The following is a 26,077-nucleotide window of genomic DNA, read 5'->3' as shown; positions in this document are numbered from 1 at the left end:
AAGGAGCGATCCAAAGTGAGCACTGTTTCTCGTCGCAGGATCATGTTGGCGACCTTTGCCGCAGCTGGTCTGCCCGTGCTGGCAGCCTGTGGCAAGGCCGACGGAAAAGGCGGTGGCAGTGCGACGGCGTCGCCCGCTGCAGGCGGTGCGAGCCCAGGCGCTGCAGCGGCCATCAAGCTCCGCACTGCCTTAAATGGTGCTTCCTGGGACGTGACGGTGGGACCAGCGGCGGTGCGCGATGGCCTTACTGTGCTGCGAGTGGCCTATAGCCCGGTTGCTGGGGAGGATCACAAGCTGGGCTTCGGTCAGTTTAGCGGTGGGGACACCGGGAACCTGGGCGGCTTCAGGCTCCTTTCTTTGGCTAATGACGTGATGTACCCCGTGATTGGCGGTGACGCTTCGCCCTTATTTGACGGAGTGAAAGCGGGGGAGTGGATCGAGCTGTACCCGGTGTTTAGTGCCTTGCCGGAGACGATTAACAGCGTGGAGGTGCTGCTGCCACATTCTGGCGTGGTGCTTGGGGTGCCGGTGGTGGGGCCCGGCCAGGCTGGCTTTGACCTGGATAAAGCGCTTGAAAACGCAGACGCTGACCGCACGGCTGAGGGCACCAACCGGATCGTTACCAGCTCAGTGGTCTCGGATGGCTCTGCGGATACGAAGGAGGATGAGGGAGTCACCACGGTTACCATCAACGGTGACGTCACCTTTGATTCTGGCTCCGCCACTTTGTCCGCCCAGGCTGACGCCATCTTGGCTTCTGTGGTGCAGCAACTGCAGCGCTTCCCCTCTGGTGGCAGCATGCAGGTGACTGGGCACACCGACGACGTGCTCGACGACGCCTCCAATCAGACTCTTTCCGAACAGCGGGCCAAAGCGGTGGCTGACCGCCTGGGGCAACTGACCAGCTTGAATGCTTGGCAGCAAACCGTGGCGGGTAAGGGAGAGTCGCAGCCGCGCGTGCCAAATGACTCTGATGAGAACCGGCAGGCAAACCGAAGAGTTGAAGTGGTTTTAACTCCTACCAACCCCAAGGAGGGGCAGGAGGCCAAGCCCACAGCTCCGCCGTCTTTAGCTCCGGGGCAGATGCCGACTGCCAAAGGCCCGGTAGGCGCCGGCAAGGACGGCGTGGACGTGCAGTATCAGGGCCAGACCATTCACGTTTGGATGGAGAAGGTCATCCGCACCCAGGGCTACCTGGTGGGAGAGGTGCTTATGCGCTCCACCGCTGATGTGGAGTTCCCCTACGGCGCTTTCAACCTGCCGCGGGCCTTCAAAGCAGTTGACTGGTACCAGGACAGCTTTCGGGTGGACAACCTGACCTTGCTCAAGGGCAACACTTATTTGCCGGTGGCGGGTTACCTGGTGGGCGGTGAGGACGCCAAGCCCTTGGCGGATGTGATGCGGGTGGAGCTTAAGGGCGGTGGAGAGCCCTTGCACCTGCCTGCTGTCTGGCCGGATACAGGGGAGGACAAGGTGGTGCTGGACCTGCCTGCAGGCGATGAGAGTGAAAGCTCTACGCCGGTGCTGACCTTGCGGCTGACTGATATTCCGGTGGAGCAGGGCTGAGGCCTGAGGGCGGCGGGCTGCGCTAGCGCGGGCTGGCAGGCCGCGCACGCTTGCGCCTAGCGCTTGACGTGACCGATCGCACCGCTGCTTGGCGGGCCTTTGGCTTGCGTCGGGTGCTGGCTGGCGGGTTAGGGTTGCACCGCCAAAGACCGCAGGTCCCCCCTTGATCGGGGCCAAGTCCGACGTCGTCGGAGCCAGCGCAGGTGAGTTTTAGGAGATCCTTCCGCTTTGCGGACTGCGAGCCCCGTGCCCACCGGCGCGGGGCTCTGTTCATTCGGGGCCCGCGGATGACCACGGAAGGAGGGCCCATGGCAAGGCCTGACAAGGAAGCAGCGGTTGCTGAGATTGCGGACAGGTTCCGCGGTGCCAGCGCTGTCCTGCTGACTGAGTACCGGGGGATGAGCGTCGCCCAGCTCAAGGAGCTGCGTCGTTCCCTTGCCGGTAACGCCGAGTACGCCGTGGTGAAGAACACGCTTGCTGCGATCGCTGCCCGCCAGACTGGGCTGGAGGCTTTCGCGGAGGACCTCAAGGGCCCCACGGCTCTGGCTTTCGTCACCGGTGAGCCGGTTGAGGCTGCCAAGGCGCTGCGTGACTTCGCCAAGGAGAACCAGCAGCTCGTTATCAAGGGTGGCTTCATGGACGGCAAGGTCCTGGCCCCGGTTGATGTTGAGAAGCTGGCTTCGCTCGAGACCCGCGAGGTGCTGCTGGCCAAGGCTGCGGGCGCTATGAAGGCGTCCCTGTCCAAGGCTGCTTACCTCTTCGTTGCGCCTGCCTCCAAGGCGGTCCGCACTGTCGACGCCCTGCGCGAGAAGCAGGAGCAGGCGGCCTGAGCGCCACCCGCGTCAAACCCCAACAACTCACCCTGTGCTGAGATTCAGACAGTGCAGGCCCCCATTTCCAGGAAGGAACGCCCATCATGGCGAAGCTGACCACTGACGAGCTCATTGAGGCTTTCAAGGAGCTCACCCTCATCGAGCTGTCCGAGTTCGTGAAGGCCTTCGAGGAGACCTTCGACGTTACCGCTGCTGCCCCGGCCGCCGTTGCCGTTGCTGCTGCCCCCGGCGCGGCCGGTGAGGCCGCCGCCGCTGAGGAGAAGGACGAGTTCGACGTCATCCTCGAGGCCGCTGGCGACAAGAAGATCCAGGTCATCAAGGAGGTGCGCGCCCTGACCTCCCTCGGTCTGAAGGAGGCCAAGGAGCTCGTCGACGGCGCTCCCAAGCCCGTCCTCGAGGGCGCCAACAAGGAGACCGCCGAGAAGGCCAAGGCTCAGCTCGAGGGCGCTGGCGCCACCGTCACCCTCAAGTGAGTCATTTCCCGACGCCGTTGGCTGGCTCCTAGGAGCGGCTTGACGGTAAGGGAGCTAGCTCAAACCTCGCCCCGCTCACCTCTGGTGGGCGGGGCGAGGTGCGCTTTGGGCAGTCGTCTTGGAGCGCAGCCCCAGGCGGACCGCAGCTGGCTGTAACGGATTGGATGCGGGGGTAACGGAGCAATTGTGGTCAGCCTGCGGGTTGAACGCTGGTCGATTGAGGTACATTCCCGGTAATGTCAGGGTTGATGCTCCCTACCCTGACCAAGGAGACCTCTATGAGGATGCGCCTCAATCCCAAAATGCATCGAATCGGTAACGGTTCGCATATGGCTAAGTTGAACCGATTCGGGAGGGGGCTAGGCCTAGCCTTCCTTGCTGGTGCTCTAGCACTTGGCGCCCCGACTGTCGCAGTTGCGGAAGAGCCAGGCGCGAGCAGTAACGGCAGTGACTGCCCTGGGGGCACCTTCTGCATTGACTCCACGAACAAGACTGTGGTGAACAACGTGGGGGAGTGGAACCTGGGTGACGGGCAGACCGGCCTGCTGGCGATGGTTCCGGGCGATAGGATTCGCGGCGATTTCTCAGTGATGAACACGGGCGGTCAGCCAGCAAAAGTCGTGGTGACCATGTCTTGGGCGAATGACCGCTGCGTAGGAGCCTCCTTCGCGAATGACCCCTTCCTGACGAGTCTGCCGCATCCCGGTGGGACTACTAGGTTCTACTCGCCGGGGATGAAAATTAACACCACCTACAGTGGTGGCAGCCTGGCTACGGACAGCCTGCGATGCAACGGCGCTGAAGAGACCGGCGTACTCACGGTAGCGCCCGGAGAAAAAATCGACTTTAGTGCGCTAATCGACTTCCCTTTTATGGCTAACGGGAATGACACCCAAAGGGAAAAGGTGTCTATAGCCTTCGGGATTAAGTTTGAAACCGAAGAGCCGGTAGAGGTGTCTGTGCCGACGCCTGAGGTTGACGATCCTTGTGGCCCTGATAACGCCAGGTGGCGGGTGCCTGCTGACACTGAGCAGTTGGCTTGGACACTTGGCGCTGATGGCTCCTTGAGTGTGGCTACTAAGCCCGGTTACGTGTTTAGCACGGGCGAGGCCAGTCATTCCTTTGGTAAGGCTCCGGATTCCGGTGAGGCTTGCCCGGAGCCCACTCCCACGCCTACGGCCACGACGCCAGCCCCGACACCGACTGCCGCGCCGACCACTCCGGCTCCCACACCGACGGCTGCGCCCACGACTCCGGCTCCCACGCCAACGGTCGCACCCACGACTCCGGCTCCCACGCCAACGGTCGCACCCACGACTCCGGCCCCGACGCCCACGGTCGCACCGACCACTCCGGCACCCACACCGACGGTCGCACCCACGACTCCGGCCCCCACACCGACGGCTGCGCCCACGACTCCGGCTCCCACGCCCACGGACACGCCCGTGCCGCCGGTCGAGACTGATACGCCCGTGCCGCCGGTCGAGACCCCGGAGCCTGCGCCAAGTCCAACGCCGCTTAAGCCGAGCAGCGCTCCGAGCAGCCCGGCAACCCAGCAGGCACCCGACCCGCAGGTCAGTGCGCAGCCGACCCCCGCAGTGCCCGCTCCGGCTGCACCCGGCAAGAACCTGCCGAGTCGGCCCGGAGGCAAGGGCCTGTCTGCAACCGGTGTGAACCTCACCGCTGCGGCTGTGGGAATCGGCGGGCTGGTAATCGCCGGAGGCTTGCTCCTCCTAGTCCGCCGCCGCAACCGTCGGGGCTGAGAACACACCAGCGCCCTGACAGCAAGCTAAACCCGATGCTTTCGGCCGCCTCCTAAGGGCAGCCGGATAGCAAGGGAACTAGCTCAAGCCTCGCCCTGGCCACCACCCGTGGCCAGGGCGAGGCGCTGTCTAGGAGCCGATTGCAAACTGCAGGCCGAGAAGATCCGCATATGACTGCACCTGAGAGATTGCGGGTATAACGAAGCAATTGCGGTCCCATGTACTACGGAACAATGGTTGAATGCGGACATTCCCTCATGGCGTCAACGGAGGCGCCGCCCCTCCCTGCCCCAGGAGGCTGTCATGCTGACGCAGCAAAGCCGGTTTTTGCGACGCCATAGCAACGATTCTGTGAACCCCAAGTCACGTTTCATCATGCTGCTGGCCGCACCCCTGCTGCTCGGTGGGCTAGTACTTGGCTCCGTGGCCGCAGCTCAAGGAGGCCCCCAGGGGCCCTGCACATCCGGCCAGCTCTGCGTGAACGCCAACACCGACCCCGGCAGCATCACGGACCTAGTTGAAGACATAACGCTTGAGAACCTGGCGCCTCAGTGCGAGGGCGCTGCCACAGATGCAGTCCTCCCCGGCGCCCTGGCAGCCGACGAGGTCACCCACACCACCTTCGAACTGCGCAACACCGGTGACCAGCCAGTTGACGTGGGCCTAACGCTCGGCTGGCAGAACACCCGGGTGCAAGGCGCGGCAATAGACCTCAATGCCGACCCCATCCTGGCAGGCAGAATCATCCCCACAGGCACCTATAGCTCCCCGGGAATGGCTGGTTACCTCCTGCTCGCCGACGACGTCGGCCACCGGCCCGTGCTGGTGGCTGAGAGCCTGCGTGGTAGCGGCACACGCACGCAGGACCCGCTGATGCGTTTAGCGCCGCACTCCACCACCCAGATCGTCCTAGCGGTGGGCTTCAACTGTGCAGCCAACAGGAATGACACCCAGGCTGAAAAGGTGGCCGTCAACCTCGGCGTCAAGGCCGCTGCCGCCGTGACGCCCACACCACCGGCAACCGCGCAACCAACGCCCGGCGCGCCCACACCACCGGCAACCGCGCAGCCGACCCCCGGCGCCCCCGCGCCGTCGGCGAGCACCCAGCCGACCCCCGCGGCCTCTGCTCCAGCAACCCCCGGCAAGAACGCGCCGAGCCAGCCCGGAGGCAAGGGCCTGTCCTCAACCGGCGTGAACCTCACCGCTGCGGCTGTGGGCGTCAGCGGACTGGTAGTCACGGGAGGCCTGCTGCTCCTGGTCCGCCGTCGCAACCGCCGTGGCTGAGGCCGGGGCGCCGTGGCTGCGCGAAAGCTCCGCAGTATCCACGACTGTGGTGGGAATCGCAACCACTGGCACGCCTACGAGATAGACCTGCACATAGGCCCCGTGTAGGCTAGCGCTTCGCGTGCATTGTGTGGATTGCTATCTAGTGACGGCCCAGCCAACGCTCAGAAACGCGCCACCTCACGCACTCTAAGCCCCGCTCTTGAGGGAAGGGAAACTGTTGGCTGCCTCGCGCACCTTTGCACCCACTGCAGAAGAAATCGCCGCCCGTACCGCGTCTCGGCGAATCAATTTCGCGAAGATCCCGGAGCCTATGCAGGCTCCAAACCTACTCGCCCTCCAGACTGAGTCCTTTGACTGGCTCATGGGCAATGAGAAGTGGCGGACCCGGACGGAGGCTGCCAACGCTGCCCACCCCGGCTCGCTGCCTGAGACCTCCGGTCTAGAGGAGATCTTTGACGAGATCTCCCCAATCGAGGACTTCGCCGAGACCATGGCGCTCTCCTTCCACGACCACCGCTTCGAGGAGGCCAAGTACACGGCCGAGGAGTGCAAGGAGAAGGACCTCACCTACGCCGCCCCGCTCTACGTGCAGGCGGACTTTGAGAACTTCCAGACCGGCGAGATCAAGTCGCAGACCGTATTCATGGGTGACTTCCCGCTCATGACTGAGCGCGGCACCTTTATTATCAACGGCACCGAGCGCGTCGTCGTCTCCCAGCTGGTCCGCTCCCCGGGCGTCTACTTTGAGCGCACCACCGAGAAGACCACCGACAAATTCCTCTACAACGCCAAGTTCATCCCCTCGCGCGGTGCCTGGCTGGAGTTCGAGGTAGACAAATCCGACCGCGTCGCCGTGCGCATCGACCGCAAGCGCAAGCAGGACATCACCATCTTCCTGCTGGCCCTGGGCATGGACGAGGCCGAGATCCGCGAAACCTTCAAGGACTACCCGGCCCTGCTCGTCTCCCTGGACGAGGACCGCAAGGTCACCACTCAGGACGAGGCCCTGCTGGACATCTACAAGAAGATTCGCCCCGGTGAGCCGCCGAGCGTTGAAGCGGGCCGCGCCCTCCTGGAGAACTTCTACTTCAACCCCAAGCGCTATGACCTGGCCAAGGTTGGCCGCTACAAGATCAACAAGAAGCTTGGTCTGGACGCCAAACTAGACGAGTCCGTCCTGCGCATCGCCGACGTCGTCTCCGCCATCAAATACCTGCTCGCCCTGCACTCTGGCGCGCCCACCGTTGAGGGCATGCGGGCCGGCGAGATCATCGACGTCGCCGTCGAGTACGACGACATCGACCACCTGGGCAACCGCCGTATTCGCGCCGTGGGTGAGCTCATCCAGGCTCAGGTGCGCACCGGTATGGGCCGTATGGAGCGTCAGGTGCGCGAGCGCATGACCACCCAGGACGTGGAGGCCATCACCCCCAACACCCTGATCAACATTCGGCCCGTCACGGCCGCGATCAAGGAGTTCTTCGGCACCTCCCAGCTGTCCCAGTTCATGGACCAGAACAACCCGCTGGCCGGCATGACGCACAAGCGCCGCCTCTCGGCCCTGGGCCCCGGCGGTCTGTCCCGTGAGCGCGCCTCCATGGACGTGCGTGACGTCCACACCTCCCACTACGGGCGCATGTGCCCCATCGAGTCCCCTGAAGGCCCCAACATTGGTCTGATCGGCTCGCTGGCCACCTTCGCGCGCATCAACCCCTTCGGCTTCATCGAGACCCCCTACCGCGTGGTCAAGAACGGCAAGATCACCGATGAGGTCCACTACCTGACCGCCGACGACGAGGACCGCCACACCATCGCGCAGGCGAATGTGGTCCTCACCGAGGATGGCCGCCACTTCGCTGAAGACCACGTCCTGTGCCGCGTCACCGGCGGTGAGCCCGCCCTGGTGGCCGCCAGCCAGGTGGACCTCATGGACGTGTCCCCGCGCCAGATGGTGTCCGTCGGCACCTCGCTGATCCCCTTCCTGGAGCACGACGACGCTAACCGCGCGCTGATGGGCGCCAATATGCAGCGCCAGGCCGTGCCCCTGCTGCGCCCCGACGCCCCACTGGTGGGCACCGGCATGGAGCGGCGCACCGCCGTCGACGCCGGTGACGTGCTCGTGGCCACCAAGGCTGGTGTGGTCAGTGAGGTTTGCGGTGACTTCGTGCGAGTCGCCAACGACGACGCCACCGAGACCGTCTACAAGGTCGCAAAGTTCTGCCGCTCCAACCAGGGCAACTGCTACAACCAGCGCGTGGTCGCCTCTGAGGGCGAGCGCGTGGAAGTTGGCACCGTCCTGGCGGACGGCCCGGCCACCAACGAGGGCGACCTGGCCCTAGGTCAGAACCTCCTGGTTGCCTTCATGACCTGGGAAGGCCTGAACTACGAGGACGCCATCATCGTGTCCCAGCGCGTGGTGGCCGAGGATCTGCTGACCTCCATCCACATCATGGAGCACGACGTCGACGCCCGCGACACCAAGCTGGGCGCCGAGGAGATCACCCGCGACATCCCCAATGTCTCCGAGGAGACCCTGGCCAACCTGGACGAGCGCGGCATTATCCGCATCGGCGCCGAGGTCCGCTCCGGCGACATCCTGGTCGGCAAGGTCACCCCCAAGGGCGAGACCGAGCTGACCAGCGAGGAGCGCCTGCTGCGCGCCATCTTCGGTGAGAAGGCCCGCGAGGTGCGTGACACCTCCCTGCGCGTGCCCCACGGCGAGTACGGCATCGTCACCGGCGTGCGAGAGATCGACGCCTCCAGTGAGGACGCTGAGCTGCCCGCCGGCGTGAACCGCATGGTGCGTGTTTTCATCGCCCAGCGCCGCAAGATCACCGTGGGTGACAAGCTCTCCGGCCGCCACGGCAACAAGGGTGTTATCTCCAAGATCAACCCGATTGAGGACATGCCCTTCCTGGCTGACGGCACCCCGGTGGATGTCATCCTCAACCCGCTGGGTGTGCCCAGCCGTATGAACGTCGGCCAGGTGCTTGAACTGCACCTGGGCTGGGTGGCCTCCCGCGGTTGGGACGCCACCAAGGCCCGTGAGTCTGGCGAGGACTGGGCCCTGCGCCTGCCCGAGAACGGCGTGAAGGCGGAGCCCCGCACTCCGGTGGCCTCCCCGGTGTTCGACGGTGTGCGTGACGACGAGCTCATGGGTCTGCTGGACTCCACCATCCCGAATGCTGACGGCTTCGAACTGGTGCAGCCCAACGGCAAAGCCCGCCTCTTCGATGGCCGCTCCGGTGAGCCTTTCCCGTACCCGATCTCGGTCGGCTACATGTACATCCTCAAGCTCCACCACCTGGTGGATGACAAGATCCACGCCCGCTCCACCGGCCCCTACTCCATGATTACGCAGCAGCCGCTGGGTGGTAAGGCACAGTTCGGTGGCCAGCGCTTTGGTGAGATGGAGGTGTGGGCTCTGGAGGCCTACGGCGCCGCCCACGCCCTCCAGGAGATCCTCACCGTTAAGTCCGACGACGTGAATGGCCGCGTGAAGGTTTACGAGGCCATCGTCAAGGGCGAGGACATCCCCGAGCCAGGCATCCCCGAGTCCTTCAAGGTGCTTATGAAGGAGATGCAGTCACTGTGCTTGAACGTGGAGGCGCTGGACGCTGAGGGCAACACCATTGCCCTTGACGACAACGACGACGACCGCCGCGTCGGCGAGGAGTTGGGCTTCGACCTGGGCCGCCGCCCCGGAGCCCCCGCCTCGATAGACGAGATCTGACACCCAGGGGCTGGCCGGTTGAGGAGCCCAAACTCCTCCCGGCAAGCCCCCACGGGCCCGCCTGCACCCTGGAAACGTGCAGACGACGCCCCCAAGAACCAACCGATTCAATGACCAATCGGAAGTAGGAACTGTGCTCGACGCCAACGTCTTCGATCGCATCCAGCTGGGCCTGGCCACCTCCTCGGACATCAAGAGCTGGTCCCACGGCCAGGTCAAGAAGCCTGAGACCATCAACTACCGCACCCTCAAGCCCGAGAAGGACGGCCTCTTCTGCGAGAAGATCTTCGGCCCCACCCGGGACTGGGAATGCTCCTGCGGCAAGTACAAGCGCGTGCGCTACAAGGGCATCGTCTGCGAGCGCTGTGGCGTGGAGGTCACCCGCTCCAAGGTGCGCCGTGAGCGCATGGCCCACATTGAGCTGGCCGCCCCCGTCACCCACATCTGGTATTTCAAGGGCGTGCCCTCCCGCCTGGGCTACCTGCTGAACGTGGCCCCCAAGGACCTGGAGAAGGTCATCTACTTCGCAGCCTATATGGTCACTGAGGTAGATGAGGAAGGCCGCCACGACGACCTGCCCTCACTGCGCAACGAGTTTGAGGTCAAGAAGCAGCACGTCGAGCAGGCTGGCCTGGCCGACGTCGAGGCCCGCCAGCAGCGCCTTGAGTCTGAGCTCGCCCAGCTGGAGGCTGAGGGCGCAGAGCAGTCTCAGCGCGAGAAGCTCCGCAAGGCCGCCGAGCGTGACATGGCTGCCCTGCGCCGCAAGTCCACCAAGACCCTGGAACACATGGACAAGGTCTGGGACCGCTTCGTGGGCCTCAAGGTCGGTGACCTGGAGGGCGACGAGGTCCTCTACCGCGACATGCAGGCCGACTACGGCATCTACTTCAAGGGCGCCATGGGCGCGGAGGCCATTCAGGCCCGCCTGCGCAGCTTCGACCTGGAGGCTGAGGCCCAGTCCTTGGCCGAGGTGGTGGAGAACGGCACCGGCCAGCGCAAGGTCCGCGCCATCAAGCGTCTCAAGGTCATCAACGCCTTCCGCATGACCGGCACCGCCCCGGAGTCCATGGTCTTGGACTTCATCCCGGTGATCCCCCCGGACCTGCGCCCCATGGTGCAACTGGACGGTGGCCGCTTCGCGACCTCCGACCTCAACGACCTGTACCGCCGCGTCATCAACCGCAACAACCGCCTGGACCGACTCAAGAAGCTCGGCGCCCCGACGATCATTGTCAACAACGAGAAGCGCATGCTGCAGGACGCTGTGGACGCGCTCTTCGACAACGGTCGCCGTGGCCGCCCGGTTACCGGTGTGGGCAACCGTCCGCTTAAGTCCCTGTCCGACATGCTTAAGGGCAAGCAGGGCCGCTTCCGCCAGAACCTCCTGGGTAAGCGCGTGGACTACTCCGGCCGTTCCGTGATTGTGGTCGGCCCCCAGCTCAAGCTGCACCAGTGCGGTCTGCCCAGCCAGATGGCCCTGGAGCTCTTCAAGCCCTTCGTCATGAAGCGCCTAGTGGAGCTCAAGGAAGCGCAGAACGTCAAGGCCGCTAAGCGCATGGTTGAGCGCGCCAACCCCAAGGTTTGGGACGTGCTGGCTGAGGTCATCCGGGAGCACCCCGTGCTGCTTAACCGCGCCCCCACCCTGCACCGCCTGGGTATTCAGGCCTTCGAGCCCCAGCTGATTGAGGGCAAGGCCATCCAGCTGCACCCGCTGGTGTGTGGTGCCTTCAACGCTGACTTCGACGGCGACCAGATGGCGGTGCACCTGCCCCTGGGGGCGGAGGCACAGGCTGAGGCCCGCGTGCTGATGCTCTCCAGCAACAACATCCTCAAGCCTTCTGACGGTCGCCCCGTGACCATGCCCTCTCAGGACATGATCATCGGCACCTACTACCTGACCCAGGAGCCTGACCCCGCCGTCGCCGTGGAGAAGGACCAGCAGGGCCACGAGATCGTGCCTTCTTTCTCCTCTTTCGCAGAGGCCGTGATGGCCTACGACTTCGGCAAGCTCCAGGTCAACGCCACCTGTGACATCCGCTTCGAGGAGGGCATTTGCGCCCCCGAGGGCTGGCAGGCCCCGGAGGGTTGGGAAGAGGGTGAGCCGATCACCCTGCGCACCTCCCTGGGCCGCGCGCTGTTCAACACGGCACTGCCCGAGACCTTCCCCTACGTGAACTACACGGTGGATAAGAAGCAGCTGGGGAATATCATCAACACCTTGGCCGAGTCCTATCCACGCGTGGATGTGGCCGCGTCCCTGGACGCTCTCAAGGCCAACGGCTTCCACTGGTCCACTTGGTCCGGCATCACCGTGGCCTTCGCCGACGTCGTCTCCCCGGAGGCCAAGGCGGAGATCCTCGCTCGCCACGAGGCTGAGGCCGCTGAGGTTGAAGACCAGTTCGACATGGGTGCTCTCACCGAGGAGGACCGCTACTCCTCGCTGATCGACATTTGGACCAAGGCCACCAATGAGGTTGCTGAGGCCATGCGGGAGAGCTTCCCGGAGCGCAACACCGTCTATCAGATGGTGGTTTCTGGGGCTCGTGGTAACTGGGACCAGATCCGCCAGCTCGCCGGTATGCGTGGCCTGGTGGCTGACCCCAAGCAGCGCCTCATTGAGCGCCCCATTAAGTCGAACTACCGCGAGGGCCTGTCCGTCCTTGAGTACTTCATCGCTACCCACGGCGCCCGCAAGGGTCTGGCTGACACGGCTCTGCGTACCGCCGACTCCGGCTACCTGACCCGGCGTCTGGTGGATGTCTCCCAGGATGTGATTGTCCGCGAGGAGGACTGTGGCACCCGCAAGGGGCTGAACAAGCGGATCTTCTCCTGGAAGGAGATCGACGGCGAGCGCCTCAAGGAGCCCAGCGACATCCTGGGGACCACGGTCTTTGGCACCACCTTGGCTCGCGACGCCGTGGACGCTGACGGCCAGGTCATCATCAAGGCTGGCTCTGACCTGGGTGATGAGCAGATCCAGGCGGCCATTGCCGCCGGCATTGAGGAGCTCGTCTGCCGGTCCGTGCTGACCTGCGAGTCTGCCGTCGGCACCTGCGCCGCCTGCTATGGCCGCTCCCTGGCCTCCGGCAAGCGCGTGGACATTGGTGAGGCCGTCGGTATCATCGCCGCCCAGTCCATTGGTGAGCCCGGCACGCAGCTGACCATGCGTACCTTCCACACCGGTGGTGCTGCTGGTGCCGCCGACATCACCCAGGGTCTGCCCCGTGTGCAGGAGCTCTTCGAGGCCCGCACCCCCAAGGGTGAGGCGGCCGTCGCGGAGGCTGCTGGCCGCGTCAAGATTGAGGACGACGTCGACGGCAAGCGCATCGTCATCACTCGTGACGACGGCGAGGAGGACCTGGTGGTTCCGGTCTCGCGGCGGCAGAAGCTCCTGGTGGAGGACCGCTGCTCGGTGGAGCCCGGCCAGCCGCTCACCGAAGGCCCGATCGACCCCAAGAAGATGCTGCGCCTGCGCAGCGTGGGCGCCACACAGCGCCAGCTGGTGGACGAGGTGCAGGGCGTGTACCGCTCCCAGGGCGTGGACATCCACTCCAAGCACATTGAGGTTATTGTGCGCCAGATGCTGCGCCGCGTAACCGTGCTGGACCCGGGTGACACCACCCTCCTGCAGGGTGACCTGGTGGATGTCATGCACTACCGCAAGGAGAACCGTCGCGTGATGGCTGAGGGTGGCAAGACCGCCTCTGCCCGCACCGAACTCATGGGAATCACCAAGGCCTCCCTGGCCACTGACTCCTGGCTCTCCGCCGCCTCCTTCCAGGAGACCACGCGGGTGCTCACTGAGGCCGCCATGAATGGCAAGTCAGACCCGCTGTTGGGCCTGAAGGAGAACGTCATCCTGGGTAAGCTCATCCCCGCTGGCACGGGCCTAGCCCGCTACGCCGACATCGAGGTGGAGCCCACCGAGGAGGCCAAGGCCGAGGCCTTCAGCCGCACCAGCGCCTCTCTGGGCTTTGGCCTGGCGGAGTCCGTGGCTTTGGATGACTTCCAGTTCGGTGGCGACTTCCGGGCGGACTTCTCTGACGACTTCCGCACCGGATTCTCTAACCAGGACTACCAGTTCTGAGCTGATTTTGGGTCGCCTGGGCTGATTGCCAGGCGGCATTGAATCACCACACCGGGGCCGGGCAGCTTCCAGCAGGAAGCTGCCCGGACTTAGTGCATGGGGTTCTTTACCCATTGTCTGGTTTCTGGGTTGTCAAAGACTGGTATCGGTTAGATCATGTTGCTGGCCCCGCCGTCACCCAGTTCCCCAGGTGCGGGTTCAGTCCTGACAGGAGCTGTTTTATGAGCTTTATGCCGCTGCGACGTATTGCCGCCAGTGTGGCGGGGACGCTATCGGCGGGAGCCGTCGTCATGGCTCTGCTGCACCCCGGCGTGGTGATCCGCGAGATTGATCTGCACGACGGCGGAGTCTGGGTCACCAACCAGAACCTGCGCGCTGTGGGCCACCTCAACTACCCGGCGCATGTCATCGACGGCGGGCTGCGCGCCGCCTCGGCCAAATTCGACGTCTCCCAGGAAGCTGGCACCGTCTATGTAGCCGACCACGAATCCGGCGCCTTCACCCAAGTGGACGTGGCTAAGAACGTCCTGCTCTCCCCAGTGCAAAACGCCGACAATATGCAGCTTGGTGGAGACCGCCTGGGAATCGCAGACCCCACCAGCGGCTCAATCTGGGTCATGCCAGCCTCGCAACAGAGCACTTTTGAGCCTACCGTCACTGAACCGATTCTCCGGGACGAGAAGGGCGCCGTCCTCGCCATGGGCTTGGAGGGCACCGCCCACATCGTCTCCCCAGAGACCAAGCGAATCACCACCATCACCCCGGCAGGCAGCCAGCAGGACCAAACCACCACCGCGCTACCGGAGTTGGGAGCCAACGCGGACCTACAGGTATCCGCAGTCGGCAAACAGACGGTGGTCCTGGATCGCGCTTCGGGAACCCTTATACGCCAAGACGGCTCCACCGCGAAGCTGAATGGCACCGAACTGCAGCTGCAGGTGCCCGGACCCGACTCTGAGGAAGTCCTCGTGGCTTCTTCTGAGGCGCTGCTGCGCGTGGACCGAGCGGGCAAGGTCACGCCGGTGCCCAAGCACAGCCCCGGCGGCAAACCCGCGCGGCCAGCCCGGATGCGCTCCTGCGTCTACTCCGCCTGGAGCGGCCAAGGCGGTTACCTGCGCGACTGCACCAATGACGCCGACGACCGCAACGAGGACCGGGCAGACCTCAATGCAGCGGACACCGCCGTCTTCCGCATGAACCGCGGAGTAATCGTCCTGAACAACACCCAAGACGGTGGTATCTGGCTGCCTGACGAGGACATGGTCAAGGTCGACAACTGGGACCAGATCAACTCTGATCTCAAGAAGGACGATGAGAAGCAGGACGACACTACCCGCACCGACCAGGAGTCCCCAGCTGAGCGGCGCGATGAAAACACCCCACCTGACGCCATCGACGACGAGTTCGGGGTGCGCCCAGGGCGTTCAGTTAGCCTGCCAGTGATCAGCAATGACACCGATCCTGACGGCGATGTGCTCGTCGCTAAGCCCATTACCCAACCGGAACTCGGTGAAGTGGTGCAGGTACGTGACGGCGCTGCCCTGCAGGCGCGCATCAAAGCGGAGGCCACCGGCACCAGCAGCTTTGTTTATGAGCTTTCCGACGGCGGCAGCACTGATACCGCCAACGTCACGTTGACCGTGCATCCATGGGAGGTAAACGAGGGCCCCAAGCAGACCCGTATCTCCACCATGATCCTGGGGCAGGGGGCCCGCGGTACTACCAATGTTTCCGGGGACTGGATCGATCCTGACGGTGACGCCGTCTATCTGGAATCGGTGGCCTTTCCCGCTGGGCTGGATGTGAGCTGGCGCGCGGATGGCACCGTGACCGTGCATGACCTGGGTCAAGGCACCGGGATCAAAGAACTCACCGTTACCTACTCTGATGGCAAAAAGACCACTGAAGGGCAACTGCGGATTGACGTGCGCGGTGCAGAGAACATCGCCCCCGTGGCCAACGGTGACCACCTGGTGGTGGCACAAGGCCAGACCGCACAACTCGACCCCCGGGCAAATGACACCGACGCCAACGGGGACACCCTGCGGGTCGCTTCCATCTCCCAACCCACCACTGGCATTAGCGCCAGCCTGGACCCAGACCTCTCAATTGTCTCCGTGACCGGGCAAACCGTGGGCACCTACTACCTGGAATACAAAGTCACCGATGGCCCGGCAGCTACCACCGGCTTCATTCGCGTGGACGTGGTGGCTGCCGATTCTCAGGGCCTGCCGGTGGCGCAGGATGACGTGACCACTTTGCCCGCCGGAGGTGAGGCCCTAGTAGACGTGTTGGCCAATGACTCCGATCCAGCCGGTGGCGTGCTGGTGGCGCAGTCTGTGCACCTTCCTGAGGGCTCCCCGCTGGTGGTGGCGCTGCTAGAGCACCACATCCTGCGAATCACCGCACCGGGTGGCTTGACGTCTACCCAACAACTTACCTACACGGTGGCTAATGGTGCAGGTACCTCGGTGGGCCAAGTCATGGTCATTCCGGCCCCACCGGTGTCTGCAACAGAACCCCCGGTGCTCACGGACGACAACCTGGTGGTGCGCGTGGGCGACGTCGGATCTGTGAACGTTCTGGATAACGACCGTTCCCCAGCCGGTCTCAAGCTAACCGTTGACGACAAGCTTCAACACACCTTCGCTGCAGCAACTGCCAGCCCCTTCGTATCCGACGGCGTAGTCCGGGTGCGGGCCGGTGACAAGCCCGGCACCGGAACCCTGGTTTACACGGTGCACGACGCTGCTGGGAATATCGCCTCCGCGCAGGTCACGGTGAGCGTTGTGGCCTTGGATGAGGACACGAATACGGCGCCTCATCCCAAGGACGTCACTGGCTGGGCCGTGGCGGGACAGACCGTGAAGATTCCCGTGCCCCTGACCGGTATTGACTCTGAGGGTGACTCCGTGACCCTGGTAGGAGTGTCCTCCTCACCAAAGTTAGGCACCGTGGAGGTAGATGAAAACAGCCTGAAGTACACGGCAGGCCAGAAGTCCTCGGGCACAGACGTGTTCACCTACACGGTTAAGGACAGGCTGGGGAAGAGCGCCACCGCTACGGTGCGCGTGGGTGTAGCTGCTGCTGCCACCACCAACCAGCGTCCAGTAGCCGTTCCTGACCAGGTAAACGTGCGGCCCGGGAAGAACGTGAGCGTGCCAGTTTTGGGCAACGACGTGGACCCAGACGGCGATCCTCTGGAATTGGTGCCAGGCCTAGTCTCTTCCTCCGACCCCACACTGGTGGTGGAGCCGCGCGGCAAGAGCATCGTCCTAACCACTCCGGCGGCTGAAGGGACCTACACCGTCCAGTACGGCCTGACCGATTCCCGCTCTGAGCCAGTGACCGGCTTGTTGACAGTTGTGGTCTCTGCCGATGCGCCATTGCTTGCCCCCATTGCGAGGGATGACATTGTGGCGACCGCAGACACCGCAAATTCCAGTGCTGTCAGCGTGAACGTGCTGGACAACGACAGCGATCCTGACGGCGACGTCCACTCCGACGAGCTGACCACCACGGATGAAGGTGTGAGCGTCAGTGGTGGCACCTTGACCATCCCGGTCAACGAGACCGCACGGTATGTGCTTTACACCTTGACTGATCCAGATGGCTTGACTGCCTCCGCCGTCGTCTTTGTTCCCGGCTCCAAAGTCAGTGGGCCTGAGATCAATGCGACCAAAGCCCAGGAGTTGCAGGTTAAAGCTGGGGAGAGCGTAAGTATTCCGCTGGCGGACTACGTGATCACCCGTGAGGGCCACTCCGTGCAACTGACGGACGCCGCCAAGGTTTCTGCCTCGCTGGGCTGGGACGGCACTCCGCTGGTCAAGGACGCCACTACCTTGAGCTTTGGGGCGGCCAAGGACTACTCCGGCCCCAGCTCAGTAACCTTTGAAGTCACTGATGGCAAGGACCTCAATGACTCTGATGGGCGAGTAGCCAGCCTAACCCTGCCAATTACCGTGCTGCCAGCAGGCAACCAAGCGCCCACTATCACTCCCACCAATATTGAGGTGGCTGCAGGCGACGCCGCTGTGACGGTGGATGTGAGCAAATGGGTGACTGATCCTGACGGTGAAGAGCCCTCCTCCATGACCTACTCAATCGAGCCCTCACTCAACGGTGCTAGTGCCTCGCTAAGTGGCACCACCTTGTCTGTGAATGCCGATGCCACCACCAAGCAAGGCTCAGCGGGCCAAGTAAATGTCACGGTCAAGGACGCTGGTGGTGCCACCGCCACGGGCACCGCTCAAGTTTCTGTGGTGGCTTCTACTAAGGAACGGATCCAGGTCTCGCCGATCTCAGTGACCACCAACGCCGGTAAGACCGTCAGCGTGGACTTAGCCCAGTCCGCTTCCAACCCCTTCCCGGATACGCCGCTACATGTTGTGGGCACTCCTACGGCTTCAGACGCTGGCAGTGTGACCGTGGAGGGCACCAAGCTGGGCATCACGCCACCGGCGGGAACCAATGGCACCACCACCGTCGCTTTCCGCTTGGGGGACAAGACCAACGATCCCGCACGTGAAGTGGAAGGCAGCGTGCAGGTGACGGTTAAGGACAAGCCCGCCGCGCCCACTGCGGTCACCGCCTCCTCTGCGGCCGCGGGCACAGCCACAGTCACCTGGTCCGCTGGCGCAGCGAATGGCGACCCGATCAGCGGCTTCACGGTCTTTGATGAGACTCAGGGCGATTCCAAAGCCTGCGGGCAGGTCACCACCTGTCTGATCGAGAGCCGTAAGAACGGTGTGGACCACACCTTCCACGTCGTCGCCACGAACGGGGTGGGGGACTCTCCCGCCTCCGCAAGTGCCACCACCAATATTGATGTGGTGCCGGGGGTGGTTACCGCCCCCACTGGCACGCCCGGAGACAACCAAGCCACCTTCAACTGGACCGCCCCAGAAAATGAGGGCTCGGCGATCAGCGGCTACACCGTGTACCTCTCCGGCCCCGACGGCGTGAAAGAACAGACGGTCACCACCACCTCCGCCACCTTCACTGGGCTGAGGAACGGCGCCGCCTACACCGCCACCGTGACCGCCACCAACAAGAAGGGCACCAGCAAGATTTCCGGCGCCTCCAAGGCAGTGACCCCCTATGGCCGTCCTGAAGCTGTGCCTCAGCTGCAGGCACAGGCTGCTTCACTAGGGACCGGTGGCAGCAGTGACCGGGTGAATGTCTCCTGGACTGCTGCGGGCGGCAATGGGCGGGATATTGCCTATTACACGCTGAGCTGGCCGGGCGGCTCCAAACGGGTGGAGAGTGCTACCTCCACGACAATCGAGTCTGTGAACACCTCCAACAGTCAGGTGGTTTTCAAGATCACCGCTACCAATGACACTGCGGCACCCGCGACACACACCTCGGCTGAAACCAGCACCTCCGCCTGGGTGGTGGGCCTGCCGCCGACTCCCAGCGGCAGCGGACTGCAAGCCACCGGGCAGGGCGCATCCATCAATCTGACCGCCACCGCCAAGGAGGGCAATGGCTGGAGTGCCTCCGACCTGACGGTCCAGTGGTCGGCGAACGGCAGCGAATGGAAGGGGATGAATGACCTGACCGGCAACGGGCTGGCCATCGGCAGTGCCGCTTCCATCTCCGTGCGGGCTTGCGGCACCAAGACTGGCTCCACCGTCTGCTCCCAGGCCGCCACAGTCGGCTCGGTCACCCCCTATGAGCCGCCCACCTCCCCGGCAGTGAGCTGCGCTGCAGGCGCTGTGGGGCAGGTACGGTGCAGTTGGAGCGGGGCGAAGGACGGAGGCGCCACCTCCGAACTGGAGGTTGACGCCAACGGCTCCATTGAGCGGATCGGCCTGCAGGACTCCGGGGAGAGAACCTTCAACGTGGGTGAGGGCGGGACCGGCAAGCTCTGCGTCTACGCGGTACGGCCGGGGCAGAACGTAGCGGCCTCCGAGCTCGGGTCCGGCTCCAGGTGCGCCAGCGCCACCGCCCCCAGCTACCCGAGGAAGGTCGGCACCTTCAAAGGTGCATACATGACCTGTAGCTTTGGCGCCTGCAGCGGACGCAAGGCCTGGAGGGTCGGGGTGGACCTGCAGGGCTGGCCCCCCAATACCAACGTGACCTGCAGTGGCGACTGGGCCGGGCATCAGGAGAGCACCACCGTGCCCGTGGACGGCAACGGCAACTATCACGGCGAGCCCAACTGGGACGGCTACTGGAAGGGCAGACTCATGAGCATGGACTCCTCGGACTTCGTGGGTGAGAACTGGTTCACCTGCAGATAGTCCTGCCCTCTCCCACCCTGATAACCGAGCTAATAGAGAGACCAAGCAATATGCCTATGACCCAGGAGAACGCGACCTGGTTCGCTGACACCTTCTCCCGTATTGTTGACAATGTTGGTTTGGCGTTGCTGGGCAAGACGGATATCATCCGTTTGGCGCTGACCACCATGCTGGCTGAAGGCCACCTGCTGTTGGAAGACGCCCCCGGCACCGGTAAAACCGCCTTAGCCCGCGCTTTGGCGGCCACGGTGCAGGGGAGTCATTCGCGTATCCAGTTCACCCCTGACCTGCTGCCCTCAGACATCACGGGTGTGACCATTTATGACCAAAAGACCGGCTCTTGGGACTTCCACCCCGGTCCGGTGTTTGCCTCCATTGTGTTGGCTGATGAGATTAACCGGGCTTCGCCTAAGACCCAGTCAGCGCTGCTGGAGGTCATGGAGGAGTCCAAGGTGACCGTCGATGGGGTGCGCCATGAGGCGGGCCGGCCGTTCATGGTGATCGCTACGCAGAACCCGGTGGAGCAGGCCGGTACTTACAAGCTCCCCGAAGCCCAGTTGGACCGCTTCTTAATGAAAACCTCCATCGGCTACCCGGAAGAAGAAGCTTTCATTGAGGTGCTCGCAGGTTCAGCCGCCCCGGACCGCTCCAAGCAGCTAGGGGCAGTGATCGCCTCCCACGCCGTCGCCTCCATGGCGGACCTAGCTGCCGAGAATCACGTGGAGCGTTCCGTGCTGGCCTATATTGCGCAGCTCGCCCGTGCCACCCGCGAATCCGCCCAGACTCGCATTGGCGTGTCCACCCGCGGCGCCATCGGCATGACTCGGGCCGCCAAAGTCTGGGCTGCCGCCCAAGGCCGCCCCTATGTCCTGCCCTCAGACGTCAAAGACCTGGCTGAGGTGGTCTGGGCGCACCGCCTGGTTATGGACCCCGACGCCGAGTTCGCCGGCAACACCGCCCGTGACGTCGTAGCTCAGGCCATCGCTGAGGTGCCGGCCCCACAGAACCGCGCCTGAACCGGAGCCCCCAGGAACCGCCGGAGCCATGGCCAAGCAGAGCAACAACCATCCCACGCCGCCACGCCGCATACGCGTAGCGCGGCTCAACTGGCTTTCCCAGTTCAAGACGGTGGCACGCAGTCGCCTGAACGTGTTGAGGAGTCGCCTAGCGCAGCAAGTTGCTGCGCTTAGGCAGACAGCAGCGGCCAACCCCGTGGCCGGTCCGGTGCTGCGCTGGCTGGAGCGCGTGGGTGACGTAATCACCCCTCTGGGACGTTGGAGCCTGCTAGCCCTGTTGCTCGCCTTGCCCACGGCCCTTGCCTGCCACTGGCAGGAAGCCTGGGCCCTTTCCCTGGTGCTTGCCACCATGCTGCTGCTAGCTCTGCCCACCGTGATCGGCAGACGCTCCTACGACGTCGGTGTGTCCCTGGCTGCCAACCGGGTCATCGTGGGGGAGGCGGCATTCGGTGAGGTGCGTCTGAGCAATCCCTCCTCGCGCGGCGTTGGCAGTGCCAGCGTGGAGCTGCCGGTGGGCACCGGTCTGGCGGTGTTCAATGTGCCCCGGCTGGCGGGCAAGACCAGCCACCAAGAGGTCTTCACTATCCCCACGCGCCGACGCGGCGTAATCGTCGTCGGCCCAGTGACTTCAGTGCGCGGTGACCCCCTCGGTCTACTGCGCCGAAAGCAGCGTTGGAATGAGCCGGTGGAGCTTTTTGTTCACCCTCGCACCACCACTATCGACGCCGAGGCCATCGGCTTCATCCGAGATAATGAGGGCGCCGTAACCCAGGAGCTGTCCTCCTCCGACGTCGCCTTCCACGCCCTGCGTGACTACACACCAGGTGATGACCGCCGCAACGTCCACTGGCGCTCCACCGCCCGCACCGGCCGCCTCATGGTGCGCCAATTCGAGGAAACCCGCCGCGCCCATCTGCTGGTGGTGCTAGACCTCGATACCGAGGCCTGGCGCAGCGCAGATGAGTTTGAGACTGGCGTGTCTTGCGCCGCCTCCCTGGTGCTTGCCGCCTACCGCGCCGGTCGTGAAGTGAGCCTGGTGACCCAGGCGGGCATGCCTGTGGCGCCCAATGCCATGCGAGCTTTGGACGCCATCACCCGGTTGGAGCAGCTCCGCACCACCAACGACCTCAGTGTTCTGGCGCGCCAGGCCTCCAGAGATGTACCGCAGGCCTCGGTGGTCACCTTGGTCACTGGCGCCGCTTTACCTGCGGTCCAACTGCACCGGGCTCACTGCGAACTGCCCTCTACTGCCTACTCCATTGGGCTACGGATCGAGAAGGACGCAGCGCTTAGCTCCACGCAGGTTGGCGGGCTGCGCTTGTTCACACTTGGTGCCTTGGAGGCCCTGCCTCAGACCATGCGGAGGGCGGCCCTATGACTGCTACGACGCCACCCCTGCGGGAGCCACGCACCCGGCGCATTCACCTCGGTGACTTGGCAGTGGTTACCTGCCTGCTGTTGCTGGCGGGAGCTACTCACGGCCCGGTCTTCGGGGATCACAGTGGTTATCTGGCCGCCACCGGCGGGGTGCTGCTGGGCGCATTAGTAGCTGTTGCGGCGGCGGTTTGGCGCTGGAACCTCCTGGAGACCAGCTTGGGCGTAGTGGTGGTCTACCTGCTCGGTGGAGGCCCGCTGGCTCTGCCCACCACCACGAGCAACCGGGTACTGCCCACTTTGGCCACCCTGCAAGGCCTGGTGGTTGGGGCAACCCAGGCTTGGAAGGACCTGCTAACACTTACCCCACCGGCGGCCACCTTTGCTGGCCCTGCAATCGTGCCCTTCATGTCTGGGCTCCTGGGCTCCGTAGTGGCCATAACTATCGCCCTGCGCAGCCGGCGTCAGGGCTGGGCGCTCGTGCCAGTCGTAGCGCTGGCCCTGATCGGAGTCGCTTGGGGTTCCCAAAACGCCCCCTGGGGCCGGTACCTCGGCACGGCCGCCGCTGTTACCGCCCTGTTGTGGGGTGCCTGGTTGGCGCAGCGACGTCGTAGCGCCGCCGCTGCCGGCATCACCAGTGCAGGAGCGACTGCGGCTACCGCCACCTCAAGGCTGCGCAAGGCCCGGGCCACCGCTGGCGGCGTCGTAGTACTGGCCCTTGCAGCTGGAGTCGGGGCGATGGGGGCAGCGCAGTTGGACCCACAAGGGCACCGGGCGGTGCTGCGTGACCACGTCACCCCGCCGTTGGATTTAAGTAGCTACGCCTCGCCCCTGACCAGCTACCGCTACTGGATGGACGACAAGAAGGACGCCGTCCTGTTCACCGTGGAGGGCTTGCAGAAGGATCAGCGCCTTCGCCTGGCCACCCTGGACACCTACGACGGCGTGGTTATGCGGGTGGGGGACACCGGCAGTGGCGAGGGTTTCCACCGCGTCGGCTCCACCGTTTCTGATGATCCCCTGCCCGACGGCGCCGAGATCACCACCCTGAGCATCGCGGTTAAGGACTACACCGGTTACTGGATCCCGGGCGGTGGCGAATTGCGCAAGCTAGAGGTCACTTCTCCGGGAGCCGCCACGATCAAAGACACCCTCTACTACTCCTCCAAGTTACAGACGGCTCTGACCACCCGCGGGCTCACAAAGGGGGACACCTACACGGTGGAGGCGGTCATGCCAAAGGTGTGGAGCGATTCGCAGCTCACGGGGAAATCTTTCAGCCAGTACGCCGCTCCCGCTGACAAGGAGATTCCTGAGCAAGTGGGCCAGCGCCTGCCGGAGTTCTTAGGTGAGGCCAAAGGTGGAGTGGAGGCCATCCGGGCCATGGCCCAGGCCTTCTCCACCAAGGGTTTCTACTCGGATGGCTCAGACAACCTCTCTTTGGCCAGTCACTCGGCAGCTCGCCTGTCCAAGTTCCTGGACCCGGCTCGGCTCATGGTTGGTGACGATGAGCAGTACGCCGTCGCTATGGCACTGATGGCCCGTCAAGCTGGGTACCCGGCCCGCGTGGTGCTGGGCTTCTACCCGGACAGCTACACCCCAGGGCCCGTAGAGATGACCGGTACCAATGCCCACGCCTGGGTGGAGGTGTCCTTCTCTGGCACCGGCTGGGTGGCCTTTGACCCCACCCCGCCACGTGACAAGAAGCCTCAGACGGAGCTGCCGGAGCCTAAACCCAACCCCCGGCCGCAGGTGATCCAGCCGCCTGTGCCGCCCCAGCATCCTGCGGACCTTAACCCTGATATCGACGACGACCAGCAGGACGAGAAAAAGGAGCCTTATAACTGGTGGCCCTGGGTTCTGCTGGGGCTGAAGGTGGTTGGCGGGACGCTCCTAGTGCTGGCGCCATTCTTGACAGTCATGGCCATTAAGGCTTGGCGACGTCGACGTCGCCGCCGGGCAAAGGAGCCCCTAGCGCGGGTCACCGGAGCTTGGGATGAACTAGTGGATCAGGCCCGAGACCTGCGCCTGAATGTGCCGCTCACCGTGCCGCGCGCTGAGCAAGCCAGCGCCATGGCGGCCTTGAATGGGGAGGCGCTGAAGCCCACTTTCCGGCCAGTGGCCAAGCCCGGCAGTATGGAGGCGCTAGCACAAAATGTAGACGGCGCCGTCTTTTCTGGTGTTGCACCAGCCCCTGCGGAGGCTGAAAACTCCTGGCAGACCATGGAGCAGGTGCTGCGGGGCATGCGTAAGCAGACCACCAGACGTCGTCGCCTTCGTGCGCGGGTCTCCCTGACCTCCTTGCGGCACAGTTCTGGGCGCGGCGTTCAGACGCGGCCTCAAAAGTTGGCTGCGAAGTCCGTGTCTCAGCGCCGTCAGCCTGGCAGTATGGCCGCCAAGAAGAGCAATGCAGGCAAATCCAATAGCTCAAGGTTTGGAGACAAGTGATGGCACGCCGCAAGAGCGCCGCTCCCACGCCTTTGGACGGTACGGTGGCCGCCAGCCCCGGTAAGCGCCTGGGGGCTTTGCTGCTTGACGGCCTGATTATGACCATCGTGCTGGGGGCGGTTACCGCGGCGGCTTGGGCGGGCATCATTCGGCAGTTGTTAGCTGGTACCAAGCCCGAGCGGGTGGACGCTACGCTTTTGCCGGTGCCCGGGCTGGTGGCGTTGGCCTTGTCTTTGGCCTACATCATCTGGCTTTGGTTTAAGGGACAGACTCCTGGCTATGCCCTGCTGGCCACGCGCATGGTCAACCGAGACACTGCCGGGTCCCCCTGTGGGCGCAGCCTCATCTGGTACATACTGGCGGGCCTGATCGGCTCAGCGACGCTGGGTATTGCCACGCTTGTAATCCTGCTGCGTCCCGATGGCCAGGGGCGCAACTGGTATGACCGCACCGCTGGGGTGGTAGTTCTGGACCTGCGTGCTGGCAGGGATCCGCTGGCCAAGAAACTGCCCGAGGCGGAACCTGCGGCCAAGGATGTCGATCCAGACGAGGCCTTGGGGGCAACTATCACGGTACAAGCCCCCGGCATGATCCGGGGCATCCCAATGCCAGCTTCCCAGACGGCTCCCGCTCCGACAGATTCGCCTATGTTCGCGCCTACCAGCAGTGTGACGCCAATGCCCGATAGTTCTGCTACGCCAGGTGCAAGCACCTCTGCGGGAGCGGGCTTGGCAGCTACGGAAGGGATCATCACTGCGGTGCCTTGGAGCACTGGCGGCGAGTCACCGGTGGCTACACCAGAACCGACGGCGCCTGCGGCTGCTGCGGCAGCTCCTGCCGTGACCAGCGCTCCATCGGTTCCTGCGCCAAGCGCGGCACCGAGCACAACTCCTGGCCCGACGGTAGCCCCGCTGCAGCTAGTACTTCGCGTAGACACCGGCCAACAGTTGGTCCTGGGGGAGGGGCGTACCGTCTTGGGCCGTGAGCCGGAGGCACGCGGTCAGTGGGCCGGTGCGGTGACTATGGCGGTGAGTGACCCAGAGCTGAGTATTTCCAAGAGCCACCTGGGAGTGCTGCTTACCGCTGAGAGCGTGACTTTGCTGGACCTGGGTTCAACTAATGGAAGCAAGATGCTCATGCCAGACGGAGCTGAGCTCGAACTTGACCCCAAGGAGGCTGCTCTCCTGTTGGAGGGGGCCATGATCCGCATGGGCGAGCGCCTCATTGCGGTGGAGAGGTGAACACTGTG

13 protein-coding genes are annotated in these 26,077 nt (G+C 64.2%); all 13 read left to right on the top strand.

The window, feature by feature from the left end; genetic code table 11:
* The first annotated feature begins 15 nt into the window (after positions 1 to 15).
* The gene (locus tag DR039_RS03080) at positions 16 to 1,566 is read left to right on the top strand and encodes an OmpA family protein (protein ID WP_126622315.1); all 1,551 of its coding nucleotides are present in this window, start codon (positions 16 to 18) and stop codon (positions 1,564 to 1,566) included.
* A 308-nt stretch (positions 1,567 to 1,874) separates the two neighbouring features.
* Positions 1,875 to 2,396 carry a 50S ribosomal protein L10 gene (rplJ, locus tag DR039_RS03075; RefSeq protein ID WP_111835899.1) on the top strand — a complete coding sequence of 174 codons (522 nt, stop codon included), beginning with the start codon at positions 1,875 to 1,877 and terminating at the stop codon, positions 2,394 to 2,396.
* 86 nt (positions 2,397 to 2,482) lie between these two features.
* Positions 2,483 to 2,872 carry a 50S ribosomal protein L7/L12 gene (gene rplL, locus DR039_RS03070; RefSeq protein ID WP_111835898.1) on the top strand — a complete coding sequence of 130 codons (390 nt, stop codon included), beginning with the start codon at positions 2,483 to 2,485 and terminating at the stop codon, positions 2,870 to 2,872.
* Between the two features lie 1,150 nt (positions 2,873 to 4,022).
* Positions 4,023 to 4,337 (top strand): hypothetical protein, encoded by a 315-nt coding sequence (locus DR039_RS03065; RefSeq protein WP_170166918.1) that lies wholly within the window; start codon positions 4,023 to 4,025, stop codon positions 4,335 to 4,337.
* Positions 4,318 to 4,635 carry an LPXTG cell wall anchor domain-containing protein gene (locus DR039_RS11220; protein WP_170166917.1) on the top strand — a complete coding sequence of 106 codons (318 nt, stop codon included), beginning with the start codon at positions 4,318 to 4,320 and terminating at the stop codon, positions 4,633 to 4,635. The genes DR039_RS03065 and DR039_RS11220 overlap by 20 nt, the downstream gene beginning before the upstream one ends.
* A 351-nt stretch (positions 4,636 to 4,986) precedes the next feature.
* Positions 4,987 to 5,919, top strand: a complete 933-nt coding sequence (locus DR039_RS03060; RefSeq protein ID WP_126622313.1) for a RodZ family helix-turn-helix domain-containing protein — start codon at positions 4,987 to 4,989, stop codon at positions 5,917 to 5,919.
* A 220-nt stretch (positions 5,920 to 6,139) separates the two neighbouring features.
* On the top strand, positions 6,140 to 9,655 hold the full coding sequence (gene rpoB, locus DR039_RS03055) for a DNA-directed RNA polymerase subunit beta (protein WP_111835896.1): 3,516 nt from the start codon (positions 6,140 to 6,142) through the stop codon (positions 9,653 to 9,655).
* 133 nt (positions 9,656 to 9,788) lie between these two features.
* Positions 9,789 to 13,742: a DNA-directed RNA polymerase subunit beta' gene (locus DR039_RS03050; RefSeq protein WP_111835895.1), complete on the top strand. Its 3,954-nt coding sequence runs from the start codon at positions 9,789 to 9,791 to the stop codon at positions 13,740 to 13,742.
* Between the two features lie 221 nt (positions 13,743 to 13,963).
* Positions 13,964 to 19,990, top strand: coding sequence for an Ig-like domain-containing protein (locus DR039_RS03045; protein ID WP_111835894.1), 6,027 nt, complete (start codon positions 13,964 to 13,966; stop codon positions 19,988 to 19,990).
* 50 nt (positions 19,991 to 20,040) lie between these two features.
* Positions 20,041 to 21,006, top strand: coding sequence for an AAA family ATPase (locus DR039_RS03040; RefSeq protein ID WP_111835893.1), 966 nt, complete (start codon positions 20,041 to 20,043; stop codon positions 21,004 to 21,006).
* Positions 21,007 to 21,034: 28 nt separating this feature from the next.
* Positions 21,035 to 22,384 (top strand): DUF58 domain-containing protein, encoded by a 1,350-nt coding sequence (locus DR039_RS03035; RefSeq protein WP_111835892.1) that lies wholly within the window; start codon positions 21,035 to 21,037, stop codon positions 22,382 to 22,384.
* Positions 22,381 to 24,828 carry a transglutaminase family protein gene (locus DR039_RS03030; protein WP_111835891.1) on the top strand — a complete coding sequence of 816 codons (2,448 nt, stop codon included), beginning with the start codon at positions 22,381 to 22,383 and terminating at the stop codon, positions 24,826 to 24,828. The genes DR039_RS03035 and DR039_RS03030 overlap by 4 nt, the downstream gene beginning before the upstream one ends.
* On the top strand, positions 24,828 to 26,069 hold the full coding sequence (locus tag DR039_RS03025; protein ID WP_111835890.1) for an RDD family protein: 1,242 nt from the start codon (positions 24,828 to 24,830) through the stop codon (positions 26,067 to 26,069). Before DR039_RS03030 ends, DR039_RS03025 begins: the two co-directional genes overlap by 1 nt.
* Positions 26,070 to 26,077: the final 8 nt, after the last annotated feature.

The organism is Actinomyces bovis, assembly GCF_900444995.1.
GTDB classification, from domain to species: Bacteria; Actinomycetota; Actinomycetes; order Actinomycetales; family Actinomycetaceae; genus Actinomyces; species Actinomyces bovis.
The sequence above is the reverse complement of the archived record's forward strand: the minus strand, read 5'-3'. Positions and strand labels throughout refer to the sequence as shown.

Excerpts from the sequence above, each read along its gene's own strand:
- DR039_RS03045 (WP_111835894.1), top strand. The coding sequence starts at position 13,964 with ATGAGCTTTATGCCGCTGCGACGTATTGCCGCCAGTGTGGCGGGGACG.
- DR039_RS03025 (WP_111835890.1), top strand. The coding sequence starts at position 24,828 with ATGGCACGCCGCAAGAGCGCCGCTCCCACGCCTTTGGACGGTACGGTG.
- rplJ (WP_111835899.1), top strand. The coding sequence starts at position 1,875 with ATGGCAAGGCCTGACAAGGAAGCAGCGGTTGCTGAGATTGCGGACAGG.
- DR039_RS03035 (WP_111835892.1), top strand. The coding sequence starts at position 21,035 with ATGGCCAAGCAGAGCAACAACCATCCCACGCCGCCACGCCGCATACGC.
- rplL (WP_111835898.1), top strand. The coding sequence starts at position 2,483 with ATGGCGAAGCTGACCACTGACGAGCTCATTGAGGCTTTCAAGGAGCTC.
- DR039_RS03040 (WP_111835893.1), top strand. The coding sequence starts at position 20,041 with ATGCCTATGACCCAGGAGAACGCGACCTGGTTCGCTGACACCTTCTCC.
- DR039_RS03030 (WP_111835891.1), top strand. The coding sequence starts at position 22,381 with ATGACTGCTACGACGCCACCCCTGCGGGAGCCACGCACCCGGCGCATT.